Below are 17,091 nucleotides of genomic sequence, written 5' to 3'. Positions count from 1 at the left end.
AGTAGTGAGACGTGGAGCGTAAGCATTTTTAGACATAATTTTTTCCTCTTTTTTCTTCTGCACTGCTCTTAATAGAAAGAGGTATGTTCTTTCAAACTTTCCAAATAGCGTTCTTCGTAGTCATACAATGGTGTTGGATATTTACCATCAAAGTAAGCCACACAAAGGCCACCGTTTGGTGCATCTGTGTCAATTCCAATAGAATCAATCAAGCCATCAATAGACAAGTAAGTCAAGCTATCCGCTCCAATGATTTCGCGTGTTTCCTCAACTGTATGATTGGCCGCAATCAATTCCTTACGTGTTTGAATATCGATACCGTAGAAACATGGGTAGGCAAGGGCTGGGCTACCGATTGCTACGTGGACCTCTGTTGCTCCTGCTTCTTTTAGCAAATTAACGATACGACGTGATGTTGTCCCACGTACAATAGAGTCGTCAATCATAACCACACGTTTTCCTTTAACAACACCTGATACGGCAGAGAGCTTCATACGAACCCCTTGCTCACGCAATTCTTGTGTTGGTTGGATAAAGGTACGTTGGGTGTATTGGTTTTTAATCAAGCCCATTTCATTTGGCAAGCCTGATTCTTCCGCAAATCCCATGGCTGCGCTAAGTGATGAATTAGGCACACCAACGACAATATCTGCTTCATGTTTGAACTCACGTGCCAATTGAGCACCCATACGTTTACGAGCTGTATGGACATTGACCCCTTGGATATTTGAATCAGGACGGGCAAAGTAGATATACTCCATCGAACAAACAGCCAATTGCGTATCCGTTGTATAGGTATCGTAAGTGATGCCATTATCATCGATGATAACAACCTCACCTGGATTTACATCCCGAATCCATTCTGCACCAACACCCTCAAAGGCACATGTTTCAGATGAAACCACGATAGCACCATTGCTCATCTTACCAAGAGAAAGGGGACGGAAGCCATTTGGATCCAAAGCTGCAATAAGCTTGTCCTCAATCATAAGAAGATAAGCAAATCCACCTTTAACAGTGCTCAGAGCTTCTTTTACTTTACCCATGAATGATGGGTTGTGGCTACGGCGAATCAAGTGAGCTAAGATTTCTGAGTCAGAAGTTGAGTTTAAGATAGCTCCATTTTTCTCCAACTCATGTCTTAGTGACTCTGCATTAGTCAAATTCCCATTATGAGCAAGACCAAGCTGTCCATCGTGAAACTTAAACATGAATGGTTGAATATTGTCTACAGAAGCTTCACCAGCAGTCGCATAACGAACATGACCGATAGCAGCCGTTCCAGTTAGCTTATCCAAGTTGGCTGGATCACGGAAAACTTCTGAGAGAAGCCCCATATCACGATGACGCTTCAATTGACCCGCATCATTTGAGAGAATTCCTGCTCCCTCTTGACCACGGTGTTGGAGACTGTGAAGTCCGAAATAAGTTAATTTGGCAGCATCCGGGTGACCCCAGATACCAAAAACACCACATTCTTCATTAAGAGATTTAACTTCGTATGTCATTTTTTATACCTTTTATTTTTGATATTTTCCTAATGTTATGCAAACGAAAAACTGTTCCTAGCCGCTCATTTCACTAATGTGAACTCAAGTTTTCAAGCTCTTTAAAACTACTGCTACATTGAAAAATATCATTACTGAGTGCACTTGGCACTCTATTATTTTCCAGTAAAGTATTTAACCGCTGACGCAAAGAGGTGTTGGTCTTTATTTCCTGGAATATTTTGGAAGAGACCGTCTTCGAAACGTTCTGAGTGACCCATCTTACCAATAATTTGACCGTTCTTACTTGTGATACCTTCAATAGCATTCACAGATCCGTTAGGATTGTATTTAGAATCCATGCTTGGTTTACCTTCGAAGTCAACATATTGGGTAAAGATTTGACCATTGTCACGAAGCTCTGCAAATTCCTCAGCTGTCACGACAAATTTACCTTCACCGTGTGATACTGGGATGGCATGGATGTCACCAACTTCTACTCCAGCAAGCCATGGTGAGTTCGTGTTGGCAATACGTGTTTCAACCATCTTAGCCACGTGTTGGTTGGCATCATTGTAGAAGAGTGTTGGACTCGTGCTGCTTGCATCTTCAAAGTTACCGTATGGAAGAAGACCTGATTTAACAAGGGCTTGGAATCCGTTACAGATACCAATAATCAAACCACCACGTTCGATGAAGCTATCAATAGCTGCACGTACTTTTTCATTAAGCAAGATGTTAACGATAAATTTAGCTGATCCATCTGGTTCATCCGCTGCTGAGAAGCCACCTGCAAAGAAGATAATGTTAGCTTTTTCGATATTGTCAACCATGATGTCAACAGACTTGACAATAGCTTCTTCATTAAGTGTTACAAATGGTACCAAGTTAACTTTTGCACCTTCTTTTTCAAAGGCCTTAGCTGAATCGTACTCAGAGTTAGTACCTGGGAATACTGGAATGTAAACCACTGGTGTCTCAACTGTTTCTTTAGCTTTGATCACAGCATCTGATGCCACAGCTGGTACTTCTTCCAACTCAGTTGCTTGTGCAAATTCCGTTGGGTAAACCTCTTCCAATTTACCTTGGAAGGCACTGTCAAGTTTGTGTCCATCAAGCGTTACACCATTGACAGTAAGTGTAAAGTCAGCTGCTGTTTGTCCAATCTTGGCAACACCTGAAATCTCTTCCGGAGATGTGAAGACGAATCCACCCAATTGAGCTGTCAAGGCAGTCTCAATATTTTCAAGGGTTACAGTGGCACCAATATGGTTACCAAATGTTGCAAGGGCAAGTGCTTCAACGACACCACCATATTTGACAGCTGATGCAGATGTGACTTTATGGTCAGCTTGGATGGCTTCAAACTTAGCAAAGTTAGACTTGATGAGATCAAAGTCAATTTCTTGTGCCAAAGCTTGACCAGGAATGTAGTAAATATTTTCACCCGCAGCTTTGAATTCTGGAGAAAGAACCTTACGGCTATCCGCAGTTGTTACCCCAAAAGCAACCAAGGTTGGTGGTACTGTCAATTCTTCAAAGGTACCAGACATAGAGTCTTTACCACCGATAGATGGCAAACCAAGTTGAATCTGAGCTTCGATTGATCCAAGGAGAGCTGATACTGGTTGACCAAAGCGCTCCGCTTGTTTATCCATACGCTCGAAGTATTCCTGATAAGAGAAGCGAGCCTTAGACCAGTTTGCACCAGCAGCAACCAAACGAGCTGTTGCTTCGATTACTGCATAGGCAGCGCCATGATATGGAGACCATTCTGCTACATAAGGGTTGAATCCTTGCGCCATAACAGAAGCAGTTGTTGTCACGCCATGTTGGACTGGCAATTTCTGTACAGAAGCTTCCGTTGGTGTGATTTGGTAGCGACCACCGAGTGGATGATTGACTGTTGAACGACCAACTGAACTATCAAAGATGGTTTGTAAACCTTTTTGACTGGCATGGTTAAGGTCAGCCAAGACTTCAAGAGTATCAGCTTCAAGGGTTTCAGCAGATGTTTGACGTTCTTCTGGAAGCTTGACATCCTTGTCAACCACCTTAGCATCTACAACCACACGTACACCGTTTGTATCAAGGAAACGACGTTCCAAATCAACGATGGTTTCACCATTCCAGTGCATGACAAGATTTGGTTTTTCAGTCACTGTCGCAACAACAACAGCATCAATATTTTCTTTGTTACATTCAGCAACGAAGGCATCTACATCTTCTGGACGAACCACTACGGCCATACGTTCTTGAGATTCAGAGATGGCAATTTCTGTACCGTTCAAACCTTGGTATTTCAATGGCACTTTGTCTAGATCAATTTCAAGACCATCTGCCAATTCACCGATAGCCACACAGACACCACCAGCACCAAAGTCATTTGATTTCTTGATCAGACGTGTCACATCCCCATTACGGAAAAGACGTTGAATCTTACGTTCTTCGATGGCATTCCCTTTTTGAACCTCAGCACCAGCTGTTTCAACAGATTCAACCGTTTGAACTTTAGAAGAACCTGTCGCACCACCGACACCATCACGTCCAGTCTTACCACCGAGCAAGATAATCACATCACCTGCTTCAGGTTTCTCACGGACAACATTTTCCTTAGGAGCCGCACCGACAACTGCACCTAGCTCCATACGCTTAGCAACGAAACCTGGGTGGAAGTATTCACGAACATAAGTTGTTGCCAAACCAATTTGGTTACCGTATGAAGAATAACCGTGTGCCGCTGTTTTAGAAATCACTTGTTGTGGCAATTTACCAGCACGAGTTTCAGCAATTGGTGTTGTAATATCACCAGCACCTGAGATACGCATAGCTTGGTAAACGTATGAACGACCTGACAATGGGTCACGAATGGCACCACCGATACAAGTAGCCGCTCCACCAAATGGTTCGATTTCAGTTGGGTGGTTGTGAGTTTCGTTCTTGAACATGAGAAGCCATGGTTCTTTCACACCATTGACATCCACTTCAATTTCAACTGAGCAGGCATTGATTTCATCAGATACTTCCATGTCATCCAAACGACCATTGGCACGCTCATAACGTCCAAAAATAGTCGCCATATCCATCAAGGTTTGAGGTTTTTCTGTACGTCCCAACTCATCACGCATGGCAATATACTTGTCGTAAGTCGCTTGCAATTGTTTTTCAAATTTAGAAGCTGAGAAGTCGATGTTTTTCAACTCAGTCTCGAAAGTTGTATGACGGCAGTGGTCAGACCAGTAGGTATCCAAAACCTTCAACTCAGTCTCAGTTGGCACACGTCCAATAGACTTGAAGTAATCTTGAATGAAGAGAAGGTCATCCACTTCCATTGCCAATCCTTGCTCAGCTTTATACTTAGAAAAATCTTCTGCCGTATAAGTTTCAAAGAAATCCAAACTTGGAATGGTCTTGTCAGACTCAGAGAAATCCTGTTTAGCAATGCCAACAGTGATATCTTTGAAACGAGAATCCACTGGGTTCAAAAGGTAGTTTTTGACAGCTTCCAACTCATTCGCATCAATATCCTTGTTAACCAAGTAAAGTTGCGCTGTGTTCACTGTGACATCATTTGAACTACCAAGCAAAAGCAAAGCTTCTTGCGAAGATGCTGCACGTTGGTCAAATTGACCAGGCAAACTTTCGATAGCAAAGAAAGCATACTTCTCAAGATCAGCCTTAACCGCAGCCTCGTCCAAAACAGTATCAGTCACTTGCTCAGAGAAGATGTGTTTTTCCGCACGCGCAAACAAGTCCTCTGCCAAATTAAAGACATCGTAAACCTGAACAATACGAAGATCATTCAAAGTTTTCAACTGAAGATTATGCTTTAATTCTTTTACTAAAGACTGAGATTTCACACGAAAATCAGCTTTTTTCTCAACGAAAATACGTTTATCCATTTTATTTCCTTTATCTATTTCTACTTAAAGATTGTAGTGAAGACCAAGTATTCTATTTGTAAAAGGCTACTTCAATCCTTGCAATTTTTCCAATACAACTTCATAAACATCTGTCAAGCTACCAAGATCGCGACGGAAGACATCCTTGTCCATATGGTGCCCTTCAGCATCCCAGAGGCGGCAGTTATCTGGTGAGAATTCATCTGCCAAGATAATCTTGCCATCCTTATCAAAACCAAATTCCAATTTGAAGTCAATCAAGCGAAGACCAATTTGTGCAAACCAATCTTTTAGTAATTCATTGATACAACGCGTTTCTTCCTTGATATAAGCAATTTGTTCATCATTGGCAATATCCAAGAACTTCACATGCTCATCATTGATGAATGGGTCATCCAAATCATCGTTCTTGTAGTAAAATTCAACGATTGGAGTTTTTAAGTCCAAACCTTCTTCAACGCCAAAACGTTTAGAGAAAGAACCCGCAGTCACATTACGAAGAACAACCTCCAAAGGAATGATAGTAACTTTCTTGTTAAGTTGTTCGGTATCAGAAATACGTTCGATAAAGTGAGTAGCTACACCCGCAGCATTCAATTTTTCAAAAATAAGAGACGAAATCTGATTATTTAGCACACCTTTTCCTTTAATAGTCTCCTTACGAGCACCATTAAGCATGGTTGCCTGGTCCTTATAGACCGACTTAATCACATTTTCGTCTTCTGTACTATAAATATCTTTAGCTTTCCCAGTATAAATCAGTTGGTTTGACATGGAATTGTTCGCCTTTCAAGTTTATTCGTCTTAATTATACCACACCAGAATCCAAAAACCAACATATAGCAAACTTTATTACTTGAGCAAAAAAATAACGTTCGTGTTTTAGTCCTTTTTTAGAGTTTCTTAATAAATAATGTATAGAAAAAAAGAGTGTGACAGAACTAAATCCATATAACATTTAGTTTCTTGCCTCACTCCAACAAAATAACAATCGTATAGTACACAACTATTATATTATTACGTCTAGCTTTCTTATTCTTTATTCAATTTCTCAGACAAATAGTCCAACAAATCAGCTACCTTAACCATATGGTCAATAGTATCATCGGAAATCTCAAGATCGAACTCATCCTCCAAATTAATAATGAATTCCATAAGCTCTATTGAATCCACACCCAAGTCATCTAATTTGGTAGCTTCGGTTAAAACAATGTCCTCTTTACCCATCTGCTCTTGAATTACGAGCTGCATTTTCTGAAGAATTTCTACTCTACTCATCAGTTAGCCTCCTCTTTCGGACTAAAGGCTTCAACTAGCTGCTCAACAACCTTAGTATCAAGCATCGTACGAACCTGCTTAATAGTGTAGTAAACCGCCTTAGCATCACTAGATCCATGACATTTTACTACGGGAGCTTTAAGACCAAAGAGAACCGCACCTCCAGCGCTAGAGTAATCCATAGTCTCTTTCATCCCTTTTAGGCTGTCTTTCAATAGGAAGGCACCTAACTTAGCTTTAAGACCACCATTCATGATAGCTGACTTAAGAGTCTTCATGGCACCAAGTCCCGTTCCCTCAATTGCCTTAAGAACTGCATTTCCTGTGAAACCATCAGCAACTACCACGTCAGCAGCTCCTGACATGATTTCACGCGCCTCAACATTACCAACAAAGTTAATACTTGGCTCCTTAGATAAGAGCTCAAAAGCCTCCTTACGAAGACTATCCCCCTTTGTTTCCTCAGTCCCATTATTAAGGAGACCTACACGAGGATTGGCAATTCCACGCACATTTTTAGCATAAAAAGATCCTAAAATAGCATATTGATGCAAATGACTAGCTGTATTTTCCGCATTAGCACCCAAATCAAGCATATCAAAGGGTTGACCAGTAAAACTTGGCATTGTTGACATAAGACCTGGACGCTCAACTCCCTTAATACGTCCAACCACGAAGAGACCTGCAGCCAGAAGGGCACCTGTATTTCCCGCAGAAATCACGGCACTTGCTTTTTTCTCCTTAACAGCCTGTGCACCTAAGACCATTGAAGCTTTTTTCTTCTTGCGAATGGCTTTAGCTGGCTCATCATCCGAATTTATCTTTTCATCAGTATGCACAATGCTCACACGTTCATTCGCTGTCAAATAGGTCTTAATTTTAGATTCATCACCATAAAGCTGGATTTCAATATCTTTGAAATCTGCTATAGCTTGGTTGACTCCCTCTACAATTGCTTGTGGCGCATTATCGCCACCCATAGCATCTACTGCAATTACATGCATAGCATTCTCCCTCTTGTCCTCTGCCATCAAACATAAACTCAGATTTCTATCAATAAAATATTATGTAACTAAAATAGACTAGTTCACTGTTTCTAGCAGAGTCTTTCAGCTTATTATCTTCTTATTATAGCACGAACTGACTTGCATTTTAACCCCTGAGACTGAAAACCATTACTTTCCTGTTTCACGTGAAACAAAAAGAAGATAATGTCTAGTCAGCACTATCTTCTTTATTCATAATATGACCCCAAGAATTTAGATTATCAATAAACTTCTTACTTTTAAGATGTATTCCAACATAATTATCATATAGGTCATCAATAAAATGTCGTAGCTTTCGTTTCATGTCATCCTTAACAGATATGCTTCTCAATTCCTCAAAAGAAAGCCCCTGAAAACGATCTAAAAGATAAGGTACATTAGGATCCAAGTGACTACGCCTTTCATCCTCTGCATAGTGATTTGGACAAAGTAGCCCCGAGAACTTATACGAAAAATCAAAAGGAAGCCCCACACGATGGCAAAAGACACACTCGTGAAAATTCAATCGTACACCGAAACGGTCTAAAACCTGAATCTCAAAGATATTAGTCAAGATTTCATAATCCAAGCCTTCTTCCATTAATTCAAGCGTCTTCTCCAAGAATGCAAATAATTGTGCATCTGCCACACCGTCAGCAATAGCAGCATCCGTCAGAGCAGCTAAATAAGTCGCATAAGACAGCTTGAAAATATCGCTTGTAATTTCCTTGAAGGACTCTGCATGGCTATAATCCTCTATGAAAGATAAGCCCTCATCATTTACAGTCATCATGAACTCAGCGATGGTTAAAGGTTGAATCACAGCACTTAATTTACCTGACCCACCACCTCTAACAAAAAACATCCGTTTCCCAGCTTGCTCGGTAAAAATCTTAACTAGCTTATCATTCTCACGATAATTACGATTGAAGAGGACAAGCCCTCTACTCTCAAGCTTCTGCATGTTCTTCCATAAACTCTTTCAAACGAGCCATAGCTGTTTCAATAGTATCCATGCTAGCTGCATACGACAAACGAACATAGCCTTCGCCATACTTCCCAAAAGCAACCCCTGGGATAATCGCAATAGCTTTTTCACGAGCAAAGTCTTGACAGAACTTAAAGGAATCTTGAGTATAGCCTTCTGGAATCTTAGCAAAGATGTAGAAAGCACCATCAGGTTTAATAATTTTGAAACCAAGTTCAGTCATTTTTTCAAGAATATAATCACGACGCTTCAAATACTCAACTTTCATTGGCTGGGCATCATCCTTACCAGCAGATAAGGCTTCAATAGCTGCAAATTGTGCCATAGTAGCTGCAGCTGTTACCAAATACTGGTGACTCTTAATCAACTGAGCCGTTAAGACTGCAGGTGCAAAAATCAAACCAATACGCCAGCCCGTCATCGCATGAGATTTAGACAAACCATTAATCAAAATCGTTTGTTCTGGCAAATACTCAGCAATAGATACATGTTGGTCTACATAAGTTAGCTCAGAGTAAACTTCATCGCTAACAACAAAAATATCGTATTTTTTCAGAACTTCAGCCAAATCTTTAATCTGTTGACGTGAGTAAGTCACACCTGTTGGATTAGTTGGGTAGTTAAGCAAAACTGCTTTAAGTTTATCTCCCTGCTCCAAAATTGCCTTTTCTAACATCTCCGGAGTCAAAACAAAATCATTAGCTGTTGTATCAATTTCAACAATTTCAGCACCAACTAGATTTGCAATCGGTTCATATCCAGGATAGGCTGGTGCAGGTAAAAGAATCGTATCTCCTGGCTCCAAAATAGCAGTCAATGTTGCAGAAAGGGCTTCTGTAGCTCCAATAGTCACCAATATTTCATTATCTGGGTTATAAGTAAGATTATATTTTTCCTTAACAAAATCTGCCGCAGCTTGACGCAAAGCAGGAAGTCCTGACATACCTGTATAGTGAGACTGGTTAGCATCGATAGCAGCTTTAGCTGCTTCTTTCACATGATCTGGAGTCGTAAAATCAGGTTCACCAAGTGTCAACTTTTTGATACCTGGTACATCTGAAATTGATTGGTCAAACTGACGAATCATCGAAACTTCAATCTTATCTAAATTTTTATTAAAACGTTGTGTTAAATCCATCACTGTCACCTCTTTGCAATTATGCCTTACATTATATCAAAAACTCAAACGCATTTAAACACCAAAAACTCTAAGCAGGCTTAGCCTGCTAACTCATGACAGAAAAGAAAGTTCGGCTTATAATGAAGGTGAACAATACCAATCCGTTGTCTTTAATAGGGCTTTGCCTAGCCTGTATCAAAAACTGGATGAACAAGAGTCATGAGATAACTCGAATATGCCTTGAGCATGAAAATAAAATTACTAATAGCCTCTTGTTCTATTGTTCAATAGTTAACAGGAGGTTTTTGTAATGGAAGTTATGATTGAAACTTGTTGTGGAATTGATGTCCACCAAAAGTCTATCGTTTGTTGTATTCTAGATGGTCCACTAGAAAGCAATAAACCTAAAAAGATTCAGAAAAAATTTGGTACAACAACTATAGCTCTCCAAAACGCCTTAGATTGGTTATTGGAAAATCACGTCACACATGTCTTTTTTGAAAGCACTGGCCAATATTGGGTACCACTCTTTAATATATTCTCAGACTCAGAACTCAATTTGATATTAGCTAACCCCCAACATATTAAGAATGTGCCTGGTCGAAAAACAGACATGAAAGATGCCGAATGGATTGCACAGCTCGGACGTTGTGGACTTATTGAGCCATCTTACATTCCAAGCCCTGAAGTGATGCAGTTACGTTTACTCACTCGTAGGTTACGTTCTTACAAACAACGTCAAACTCAAATAAAGAATGAAATTCATAACCTCTTACAACGTGCTAATATCAAACTAACCAGCTATCTTTCTGATATCTTCTCTAAGACAGGACAGTCTCTTTTAACGCTCTTTATCAATGGGGAACTCATTGATTATGACAATGTGACAGCTTGTATTCACAAGCATGTCAAAGCAAGTCCCGAAGAATTAATGGAGGCCATGAATGGGAAGTTGTCACTGGAGGATCGATTTCTCTTGGACCAAAGCCTAGAAGAATATCAATTGTATCAAAAACTCATGAACAAATTAAGGAGTGAAATAATAGCTTATATCGAAAAGGAGTTTCCCTGAAGAAAATAGATTACTTCAAATGATTCCTGGTGTGAGTGAAACTTGTGCAGCCACAATTTTAGCTGAGACTGGACCAGATGTGAAGGCTTTTCAATCAGACGCACACTTAGCTTCTTGGGCTGGGCTCTGCCCAGGATCTTATGAAAGTGCTGGCATTAAAAAATCCTCACATATCACGCAAGGAAATCGATATATCAAGCAGGCTTTGACCATGTCGGGATTGATTGCGGCTCACTCTAAAGACAATGCGTTTTCATCTTTTTATAGCAAAATTTCCCAAAGAGGAAGTAAGATGAAAGCCGTCATTGCTTGCGCACATAAGCTACTTCGTATCATTTACAAAATTCTCGCAACACACCAAGAATACGACAAAGAAAAAGTGCTAGGACTGAGGCAACAGTTCTAACACCAAAAATTTAAAAAATCTCAATTACAGTATAGCACAAGAAGAGTTTTTTGCGCTATTTTTAATGTTTTTTTCAAATAAAAAAGCTAGCCCAAGCTAGCTTTAGTCTATTTATGGCCCATTTCAAACAAAGGTGACAATGGACGTTTTTCATGAATACGAATAATTGCCTCTGAAATCAAATCAGCAATTGAAATTTGTTCAATCTTATCAATCAAACGTTCTTCTGGAAGATAAATCGTGTCCAATACGACAAGCTTCTCAATAGCAGACTTTTGAATATTATCAAGTGCTGGACCTGACAATACAGGGTGAGTACATGAGGCATAGACATGAGTTGCACCAGCTTCAGCAAGCGCATCCGCCGCATGACAGATGGTACCCGCAGTATCAATCATATCATCAATCAAGATACATGTTTTACCTTCAACGTTACCAATGATATTCATAACCTCAGAAGTGTTCATTTTATCAACACTACGACGTTTATCAATGATTGCGATTGGTGTTTTCAAACATTGAGCAAGTTTTCGTGCACGAGTCACACCACCATGGTCTGGAGAAACAACAACAACATCATCTCCAGTAAGACCAGCACGATCAAAGTAATCTGCGATAAGTGGAGCACCCATCAAATGGTCTACAGGAATATCAAAGAATCCTTGAATTTGAGAAGCATGGAGGTCAACTGTCAAAAGTCGATCAACACCTGCAACCTCAAGCATATTAGCAACCAATTTAGATGTGATTGGCTCACGTGAACGTGCCTTACGGTCTTGACGTGCATAACCATAATAAGGCATAACAACACTGATCGTTTCTGCACTTGCACGTTTTAGCGCATCAACCATAATCAAAATTTCCATCAAGTTATCATTTACAGGAGAGCTTGTAGATTGAAGAATAAAAACGTGATGACCACGGATAGATTCTTCAATATTAACTTGAATCTCACCATCTGAAAATTCACGAACACTTGATTTTCCGAGTTCAATACCCATTTTATCAGCAACTTTTGCTGCTAATTCCTGGTTAGACGATAAAGCAAACAACTTCAAATTCGTATAAGACATGATTTCCTCCAAAATATCTACTAAACCATTCTACCTTTTTTTAGATTGATTTTCAATGCAAAATAAATGGTGTCACAGTAACTTAACAAGACTAAAAAGATTTAACCTTAACCTCGACATTTTCCCGGCTAAAAGTAATTCCAGAAAGTAAAGACATTTTGCTATAAAATAAAAACGATTCGAGAAAATTCGAATCGCCTTCTTGTAGTCATTATGGGTAAATATAGTATACAGAACCACCATGAGCTGAAGATGTTGGATCAAATGTACCACGGTAGTTACCGATTGACATGTTACCAGCATAGTTTGATTCCATAACTTGAATTGAATTTGCACCTGATGCTGATGTTACGTAAGCTACGTGACCATAACCACCACCATCATTTGGCCAAACCGCAATTGCTCCGGCTACAGGAGTTGTACCAACTGAGTGGCCAGCTGCTTGTGCGCTAGCAATCCAGTTTTTAGCATTACCCCAGTAATTACCAACCCATGAAGCTAATGATTTAGCACCCCAAGTACATTGACCAACAGGATATGTATTAGGAGTTGAGGCAGCTGATACTTTAGGTGTTTCAGCTGCTGGAGCTGGTGCTTCTGAAGCTGCAGGTGCTTGACTTGCTGGTGCTTCTGAAGTTGCTGCAGGTGCTTCGCTAGCAGGAGCTGGTGCTTCTGAAGCTGCTGGAGCAGCTGATTCTGGCTGTGCTTCAGATGTTGCTGGAGCAGCAGGCGCTTGAGTAGTTTCTGAAGTTTCTGATGAAACAGGTTCTTGTACTACTTCAGATGTTGCTGTTTCTGAAACAGTAGCTTCTGAAGTTGCTGCCGCTTCTGATTGAGCTACAAATGCTGCCGCTTCTGAAGAAGCTACTGCTTGTGCTGCTGCCTCTGATTCTGCAATTGCTTGAGATTGAGCAACTGATGCTGCAGTTGAAGCTGCCACTGATTCTGCAGTTGATTTAGCAGAAACAAGTGATGTTTTTTCATCTTGAGCTGTAGCCAATTCTGCAGCCAAAGCAACTTGTGCTGCTTCTAGTTCTGCTTGTTGAGTTGTCAAACCAGCTTCTGTAGTTTCAAGTTCTGCTTTATTAGTTGCAATCTCATTAATAGCAGCTTGGTTTTGTTCTTGTTTTGCAGCAAGCTCTTTTTGATCAGACTCTTGTTTTGTCAACATGTCATTATTAGCTGTAACAACTTTTGAAATAGCTGTGATACGAGTAATAGCTTCAGAGATTGACTTAGAGTTCAAGATAGAGTTGATGTAGCTAGTCGCAGTATTATTTTGTTGAGCACTACGAGCTTGTTTCGCCAAAGAATCTTGACGAGCTACAATTTTACTTGATAATTCTTGAATTTCAGATTCCAAATCTGCTGATACTTTTTCAAGTTCAGCATTTTTAGTTTCCAATTCTGATTTTTGTGTTCTAAGTGTAGATACTTGAGATTGGATTGTAGCAACTTGCGCTTGTGCAGTCTCTTGTTGAGAAGCAAGGTTACTAATTGCGTTATCTGCAGCAGCGATTTGCGAATCATAATCCTCTGCATGTACTGATGCAGCTGCTGATAAGGTTACACCACTTACCAACACTGCTGAAAGAATACGTTTTTTCATAATATAAAATACTACTCCTTTTCGATAAGACCTTTTAATTGTATCAAAAAATGGCGCAAATTTTGTTACGCCAATATTACAGTTCTATTTAAATCTATCAACTGACAGATACAAAAATAATTTTTCAAGAATAGGTTTAATAAAGATAAAGATCAAAAGATTAAACACTATACTAGGACTTAGTTGATAAATAATAAAATTCGTCACAGACTCATTGGAGAAACCATAAAATGAGGCAAAGCCAAAATTTATAGTATCAAATAGAAAGAGGAATAAAAACATTAACAAAAAATCAACATAGGTATTTCTCTTAATAATTCGACCTAGCTGAGTTAACAGATAGCATAACAGTGGCAAAGTTAGAATTACTATACCAACTGTTTTGAAATAATAGGTATCATAAAGAAATCCAAAATAAACAAGGTAAAGAAAGGAATACTTATTTGGAAAATCAAGAGTTAAGATGAAAATATAAATAATAAAAAGATGAGATGATAGAAAAAATTCAGGAGATAAATAATGATTAAATATCATCGAAATATGACCATCCCATAGAAAAGGAACAATACTCAGTAAGAAAGGAATAATAGAATACTTGGATAATTTCATATTATTTACCATCTCCAACTAGAGTAACATAAGAAATTTTATCAAAATCAGCATAAGGTTTCACCAAAATCGTACGATTTCCTTCATAATCACTCACAGAGTCTACAGTACCAATTGGAACATCCTTTACTGATACATCATCAAGACCACTTGTAACTACTTCAGTGCCAACCTTAACGTTAGAAGATGAATTGAGTTGTGTCATCTCTAACAGCTTCTTTTTATTATCATAACGAGATATAATCCCGAAAATATGGTTATCATCCTCTGATTTGACGCTAGAAGCAAGGTAACTATCACTAGAACTACTAGAAAGTAAAGAAATAGTAGTAGTATCATCATATACCTTAGTTACCAAACCAATTACTCCACCATTAGAAGTTGCTAACATAGATTTACTAACATTCTTAGACTTACCGACATTAATTGTTAACTCTTTTAACCAAGTCACAGAAGGTCGCATAGAAACTTCAGCAGTGAGAACATTATCACGACTTAGTTTGTCCGAAAGATTAAGCGAAGCTCTTAAAGAATCGTTCTCTTCTTGCAAGTTAGAAATAATAGATGATTGATTTTCTAAATTTGATAAAGATTTTTTTAAATCTCGATTCTCATTATAGGTTGATAAGAGATCAGAAATAACATTATGAGATTTTGATAAAGCAGTAAATGGAACTGAAACCACTGAGTCTACTTTGGTAACGAAACCCGAAACATTAGACGAGATATCCTTCGTTAATTTTTTATTAGTAAAGACAAAAGAAAAAAGCATTACAAAAAATAGAACAATAATAAACCCATAAAGAAGAAATCGATAAAAACTATTTTTCATTTTGTCACCTCAAAAAAAGAAAACGAATTATCTAAAAGATAATTCGTCTTAATAGTACGGAGAATGGGGGATTCGAACCCCCGCGCCAGTTACCCGACCTAACGATTTAGCAAACCGTCCTCTTCAGCCTCTTGAGTAATTCTCCAATATGGGCACGAGTGGAATCGAACCACCGACCTCACGCTTATCAGGCGTGCGCTCTAACCATCTGAGCTACGCGCCCAAGCAAATGCTTGGCTATAATATCCAAATAAAGCGGGTGACGAGAATCGAACTCGCGACAACAGCTTGGAAGGCTGTAGTTTTACCACTAAACTACACCCGCTTAACAAAATGGCGCGAGACGGAATCGAACCGCCGACACATGGAGCTTCAATCCATTGCTCTACCAACTGAGCTACCGAGCCATATTGCGGGAGCAGGATTTGAACCTACGACCTTCGGGTTATGAGCCCGACGAGCTACCTAGCTGCTCCATCCCGCGTTAATTATAAGGAGGATGTGGGATTCGAACCCACGCACGCTTTTACACGCCTGACGGTTTTCAAGACCGTTCCCTTCAGCCGGACTTGGGTAATCCTCCAAATATTATAATTAATATATGGACCTTGTAGGACTCGAACCTACGACCGCTCGGTTATGAGCCGAGTGCTCTAACCAGTTGAGCTAAAGGTCCAAGAAATCCATATATATAGCGGCGAAGGGGATCGAACCCCCGACCTCCCGGGTATGAACCGGACGCTCTAGCCAGCTGAGCTACACCGCCATAAATCGGGAAGACAGGATTCGAACCTGCGACCCCTTGGTCCCAAACCAAGTGCTCTACCAAGCTGAGCTACTTCCCGATAAAATGCACCCTAGAGGAGTCGAACCTCTAACCGCCTGATTCGTAGTCAGGTACTCTATCCAGTTGAGCTAAGGGTGCTCATTATTATATTATGCCGAGGACCGGGATCGAACCGGTACGAAAGTTTCCTTTCGCAGGATTTTAAGTCCTGTGCGTCTGCCAGTTCCGCCACCCCGGCTCCTCAAGCGAACGACGGGATTCGAACCCGCGACCCCCACCTTGGCAAGGTGGTGTTCTACCACTGAACTACGTTCGCATTTTATGCCGGCTACATGACTTGAACACGCGACCCTCTGATTACAAATCAGATGCTCTACCAACTGAGCTAAGCCGGCTAACTTTTCTATAATGCGGGTGAAGGGACTTGAACCCCCACGCCGTTAAGCGCCAGATCCTAAATCTAGTGCGTCTGCCAATTCCGCCACACCCGCATATATGACCCGTACTGGGCTCGAACCAGTGACCCATTGATTAAAAGTCAATTGCTCTACCAACTGAGCTAACGAGTCTCAAATATTTCTACTTGACGGTCCCGACGGGAATCGAACCCGCGATCTTCGCCGTGACAGGGCGACGTGATAACCGCTACACCACGGGACCTATGGGAGTTAACGGGATCGAACCGCTGACCCTCTGCTTGTAAGGCAGATGCTCTCCCAGCTGAGCTAAACTCCCTTTGCGCTAAGCGACTACCGTATCTAACAGGGGGCAACCCCCAACTACATCAGGCGTACTAGGGCTTAACTTCTGTGTTCGGCATGGGAACAGGTGTATCTCCTAGGCTATCGTCACTTAACTCTGAGTATTCTCAACTCAAAATTGAATATCTATACTGTATCAAGA

At 40.2% G+C, this 17,091-nt stretch carries 13 protein-coding genes, 17 tRNA genes and 1 rRNA gene; 2 read left to right on the top strand and 29 right to left on the bottom strand.

What is annotated here, in order from left to right:
- Positions 1–68 precede the first annotated feature (68 nt).
- The 7 genes from purF to V471_RS03005 form a co-directional block, all read right to left on the bottom strand.
- Positions 69–1,508 (bottom strand): amidophosphoribosyltransferase, encoded by a 1,440-nt coding sequence (gene purF / locus V471_RS03035; RefSeq protein ID WP_004181972.1) that lies wholly within the window; start codon positions 1,506–1,508, stop codon positions 69–71.
- A 155-nt stretch (positions 1,509–1,663) separates the two neighbouring features.
- A complete protein-coding gene (locus V471_RS03030; RefSeq protein WP_002886295.1) occupies positions 1,664–5,389 on the bottom strand; it encodes a phosphoribosylformylglycinamidine synthase in 3,726 nt (1,241 codons plus the stop codon).
- Positions 5,390–5,455: 66 nt separating this feature from the next.
- Positions 5,456–6,163, bottom strand: coding sequence for a phosphoribosylaminoimidazolesuccinocarboxamide synthase (purC, locus tag V471_RS03025; RefSeq protein WP_084871092.1), 708 nt, complete (start codon positions 6,161–6,163; stop codon positions 5,456–5,458).
- Positions 6,164–6,421: 258 nt separating this feature from the next.
- Positions 6,422–6,667 carry a phosphopantetheine-binding protein gene (locus tag V471_RS03020; protein ID WP_002886291.1) on the bottom strand — a complete coding sequence of 82 codons (246 nt, stop codon included), beginning with the start codon at positions 6,665–6,667 and terminating at the stop codon, positions 6,422–6,424.
- Positions 6,667–7,671 carry a phosphate acyltransferase PlsX gene (gene plsX, locus V471_RS03015; protein WP_002886289.1) on the bottom strand — a complete coding sequence of 335 codons (1,005 nt, stop codon included), beginning with the start codon at positions 7,669–7,671 and terminating at the stop codon, positions 6,667–6,669. The genes V471_RS03020 and plsX overlap by 1 nt, the downstream gene beginning before the upstream one ends.
- Positions 7,672–7,882: 211 nt before the next feature.
- A complete protein-coding gene (recO, locus tag V471_RS03010) occupies positions 7,883–8,656 on the bottom strand; it encodes a DNA repair protein RecO (protein WP_002886288.1) in 774 nt (257 codons plus the stop codon).
- A complete protein-coding gene (locus V471_RS03005) occupies positions 8,643–9,818 on the bottom strand; it encodes a pyridoxal phosphate-dependent aminotransferase (protein WP_002886287.1) in 1,176 nt (391 codons plus the stop codon). Before V471_RS03005 ends, recO begins: the two co-directional genes overlap by 14 nt.
- 292 nt (positions 9,819–10,110) lie before the next feature.
- On the opposite strand from V471_RS03005, the gene V471_RS03000 reads away from it, so the two are divergent.
- Both V471_RS03000 and V471_RS02995 read left to right on the top strand, forming a co-directional pair.
- On the top strand, positions 10,111–10,872 hold the full coding sequence (locus V471_RS03000) for an IS110 family RNA-guided transposase (protein WP_049529073.1): 762 nt from the start codon (positions 10,111–10,113) through the stop codon (positions 10,870–10,872).
- Between the two features lie 19 nt (positions 10,873–10,891).
- Positions 10,892–11,278, top strand: coding sequence for a transposase (locus tag V471_RS02995; RefSeq protein WP_084871091.1), 387 nt, complete (start codon positions 10,892–10,894; stop codon positions 11,276–11,278).
- A gap of 107 nt (positions 11,279–11,385) precedes the next feature.
- Here V471_RS02995 and V471_RS02990 read toward each other — a convergent pair whose 3' ends face one another.
- The 22 genes from V471_RS02990 to rrf all read right to left on the bottom strand — a co-directional run bounded on the left by V471_RS02990 (position 11,386) and on the right by rrf (position 17,044).
- A complete protein-coding gene (locus tag V471_RS02990; protein WP_002886286.1) occupies positions 11,386–12,351 on the bottom strand; it encodes a ribose-phosphate diphosphokinase in 966 nt (321 codons plus the stop codon).
- A gap of 211 nt (positions 12,352–12,562) precedes the next feature.
- Complete coding sequence (locus V471_RS02985; protein ID WP_084871090.1) at positions 12,563–13,960, bottom strand: PcsB-like coiled-coil domain-containing protein; 1,398 nt, start codon at positions 13,958–13,960, stop codon at positions 12,563–12,565.
- Positions 13,961–14,044: 84 nt separating this feature from the next.
- On the bottom strand, positions 14,045–14,569 hold the full coding sequence (gene mreD / locus V471_RS02980; RefSeq protein WP_049553843.1) for a rod shape-determining protein MreD: 525 nt from the start codon (positions 14,567–14,569) through the stop codon (positions 14,045–14,047).
- Position 14,570: 1 nt separating this feature from the next.
- Positions 14,571–15,401 (bottom strand): rod shape-determining protein MreC, encoded by an 831-nt coding sequence (mreC, locus tag V471_RS02975; RefSeq protein ID WP_013989878.1) that lies wholly within the window; start codon positions 15,399–15,401, stop codon positions 14,571–14,573.
- Between the two features lie 57 nt (positions 15,402–15,458).
- Positions 15,459–15,546 (bottom strand) — tRNA-Ser (locus tag V471_RS02970).
- Between the two features lie 4 nt (positions 15,547–15,550).
- A tRNA-Ile gene (locus tag V471_RS02965) sits at positions 15,551–15,624 on the bottom strand.
- Between the two features lie 31 nt (positions 15,625–15,655).
- A tRNA-Gly gene (locus V471_RS02960) sits at positions 15,656–15,726 on the bottom strand.
- A 9-nt stretch (positions 15,727–15,735) separates the two neighbouring features.
- Positions 15,736–15,808, bottom strand: a tRNA-Phe gene (locus V471_RS02955).
- A 3-nt stretch (positions 15,809–15,811) separates the two neighbouring features.
- A tRNA-Met gene (locus V471_RS02950) sits at positions 15,812–15,885 on the bottom strand.
- Between the two features lie 9 nt (positions 15,886–15,894).
- Positions 15,895–15,984 (bottom strand) — tRNA-Ser (locus V471_RS02945).
- Positions 15,985–16,003: 19 nt separating this feature from the next.
- Positions 16,004–16,077 (bottom strand) — tRNA-Ile (locus V471_RS02940).
- Between the two features lie 16 nt (positions 16,078–16,093).
- Positions 16,094–16,167, bottom strand: a tRNA-Met gene (locus V471_RS02935).
- A 5-nt stretch (positions 16,168–16,172) separates the two neighbouring features.
- Positions 16,173–16,246, bottom strand: a tRNA-Pro gene (locus tag V471_RS02930).
- Between the two features lie 6 nt (positions 16,247–16,252).
- Positions 16,253–16,326, bottom strand: a tRNA-Arg gene (locus tag V471_RS02925).
- A gap of 14 nt (positions 16,327–16,340) precedes the next feature.
- A tRNA-Leu gene (locus V471_RS02920) sits at positions 16,341–16,426 on the bottom strand.
- Positions 16,427–16,432: 6 nt separating this feature from the next.
- Positions 16,433–16,504: transfer RNA gene (locus V471_RS02915), tRNA-Gly, on the bottom strand.
- A gap of 6 nt (positions 16,505–16,510) precedes the next feature.
- Positions 16,511–16,583 (bottom strand) — tRNA-Thr (locus V471_RS02910).
- Positions 16,584–16,597: 14 nt separating this feature from the next.
- Positions 16,598–16,679 (bottom strand) — tRNA-Leu (locus tag V471_RS02905).
- A 5-nt stretch (positions 16,680–16,684) separates the two neighbouring features.
- A tRNA-Lys gene (locus V471_RS02900) sits at positions 16,685–16,757 on the bottom strand.
- An 18-nt stretch (positions 16,758–16,775) separates the two neighbouring features.
- A tRNA-Asp gene (locus tag V471_RS02895) sits at positions 16,776–16,848 on the bottom strand.
- 2 nt (positions 16,849–16,850) lie between these two features.
- A tRNA-Val gene (locus tag V471_RS02890) sits at positions 16,851–16,923 on the bottom strand.
- A 5-nt stretch (positions 16,924–16,928) separates the two neighbouring features.
- A 5S ribosomal RNA gene (rrf, locus tag V471_RS02885) occupies positions 16,929–17,044 on the bottom strand.
- Positions 17,045–17,091: the final 47 nt, after the last annotated feature.

The organism is Streptococcus salivarius (genome assembly GCF_002094975.1).
Taxonomy (GTDB): Bacteria; Bacillota; Bacilli; order Lactobacillales; family Streptococcaceae; genus Streptococcus; species Streptococcus salivarius_D.
Note: the sequence above shows the minus strand (reverse complement) of the source record. Positions and strands in the feature narration are given on the sequence as shown.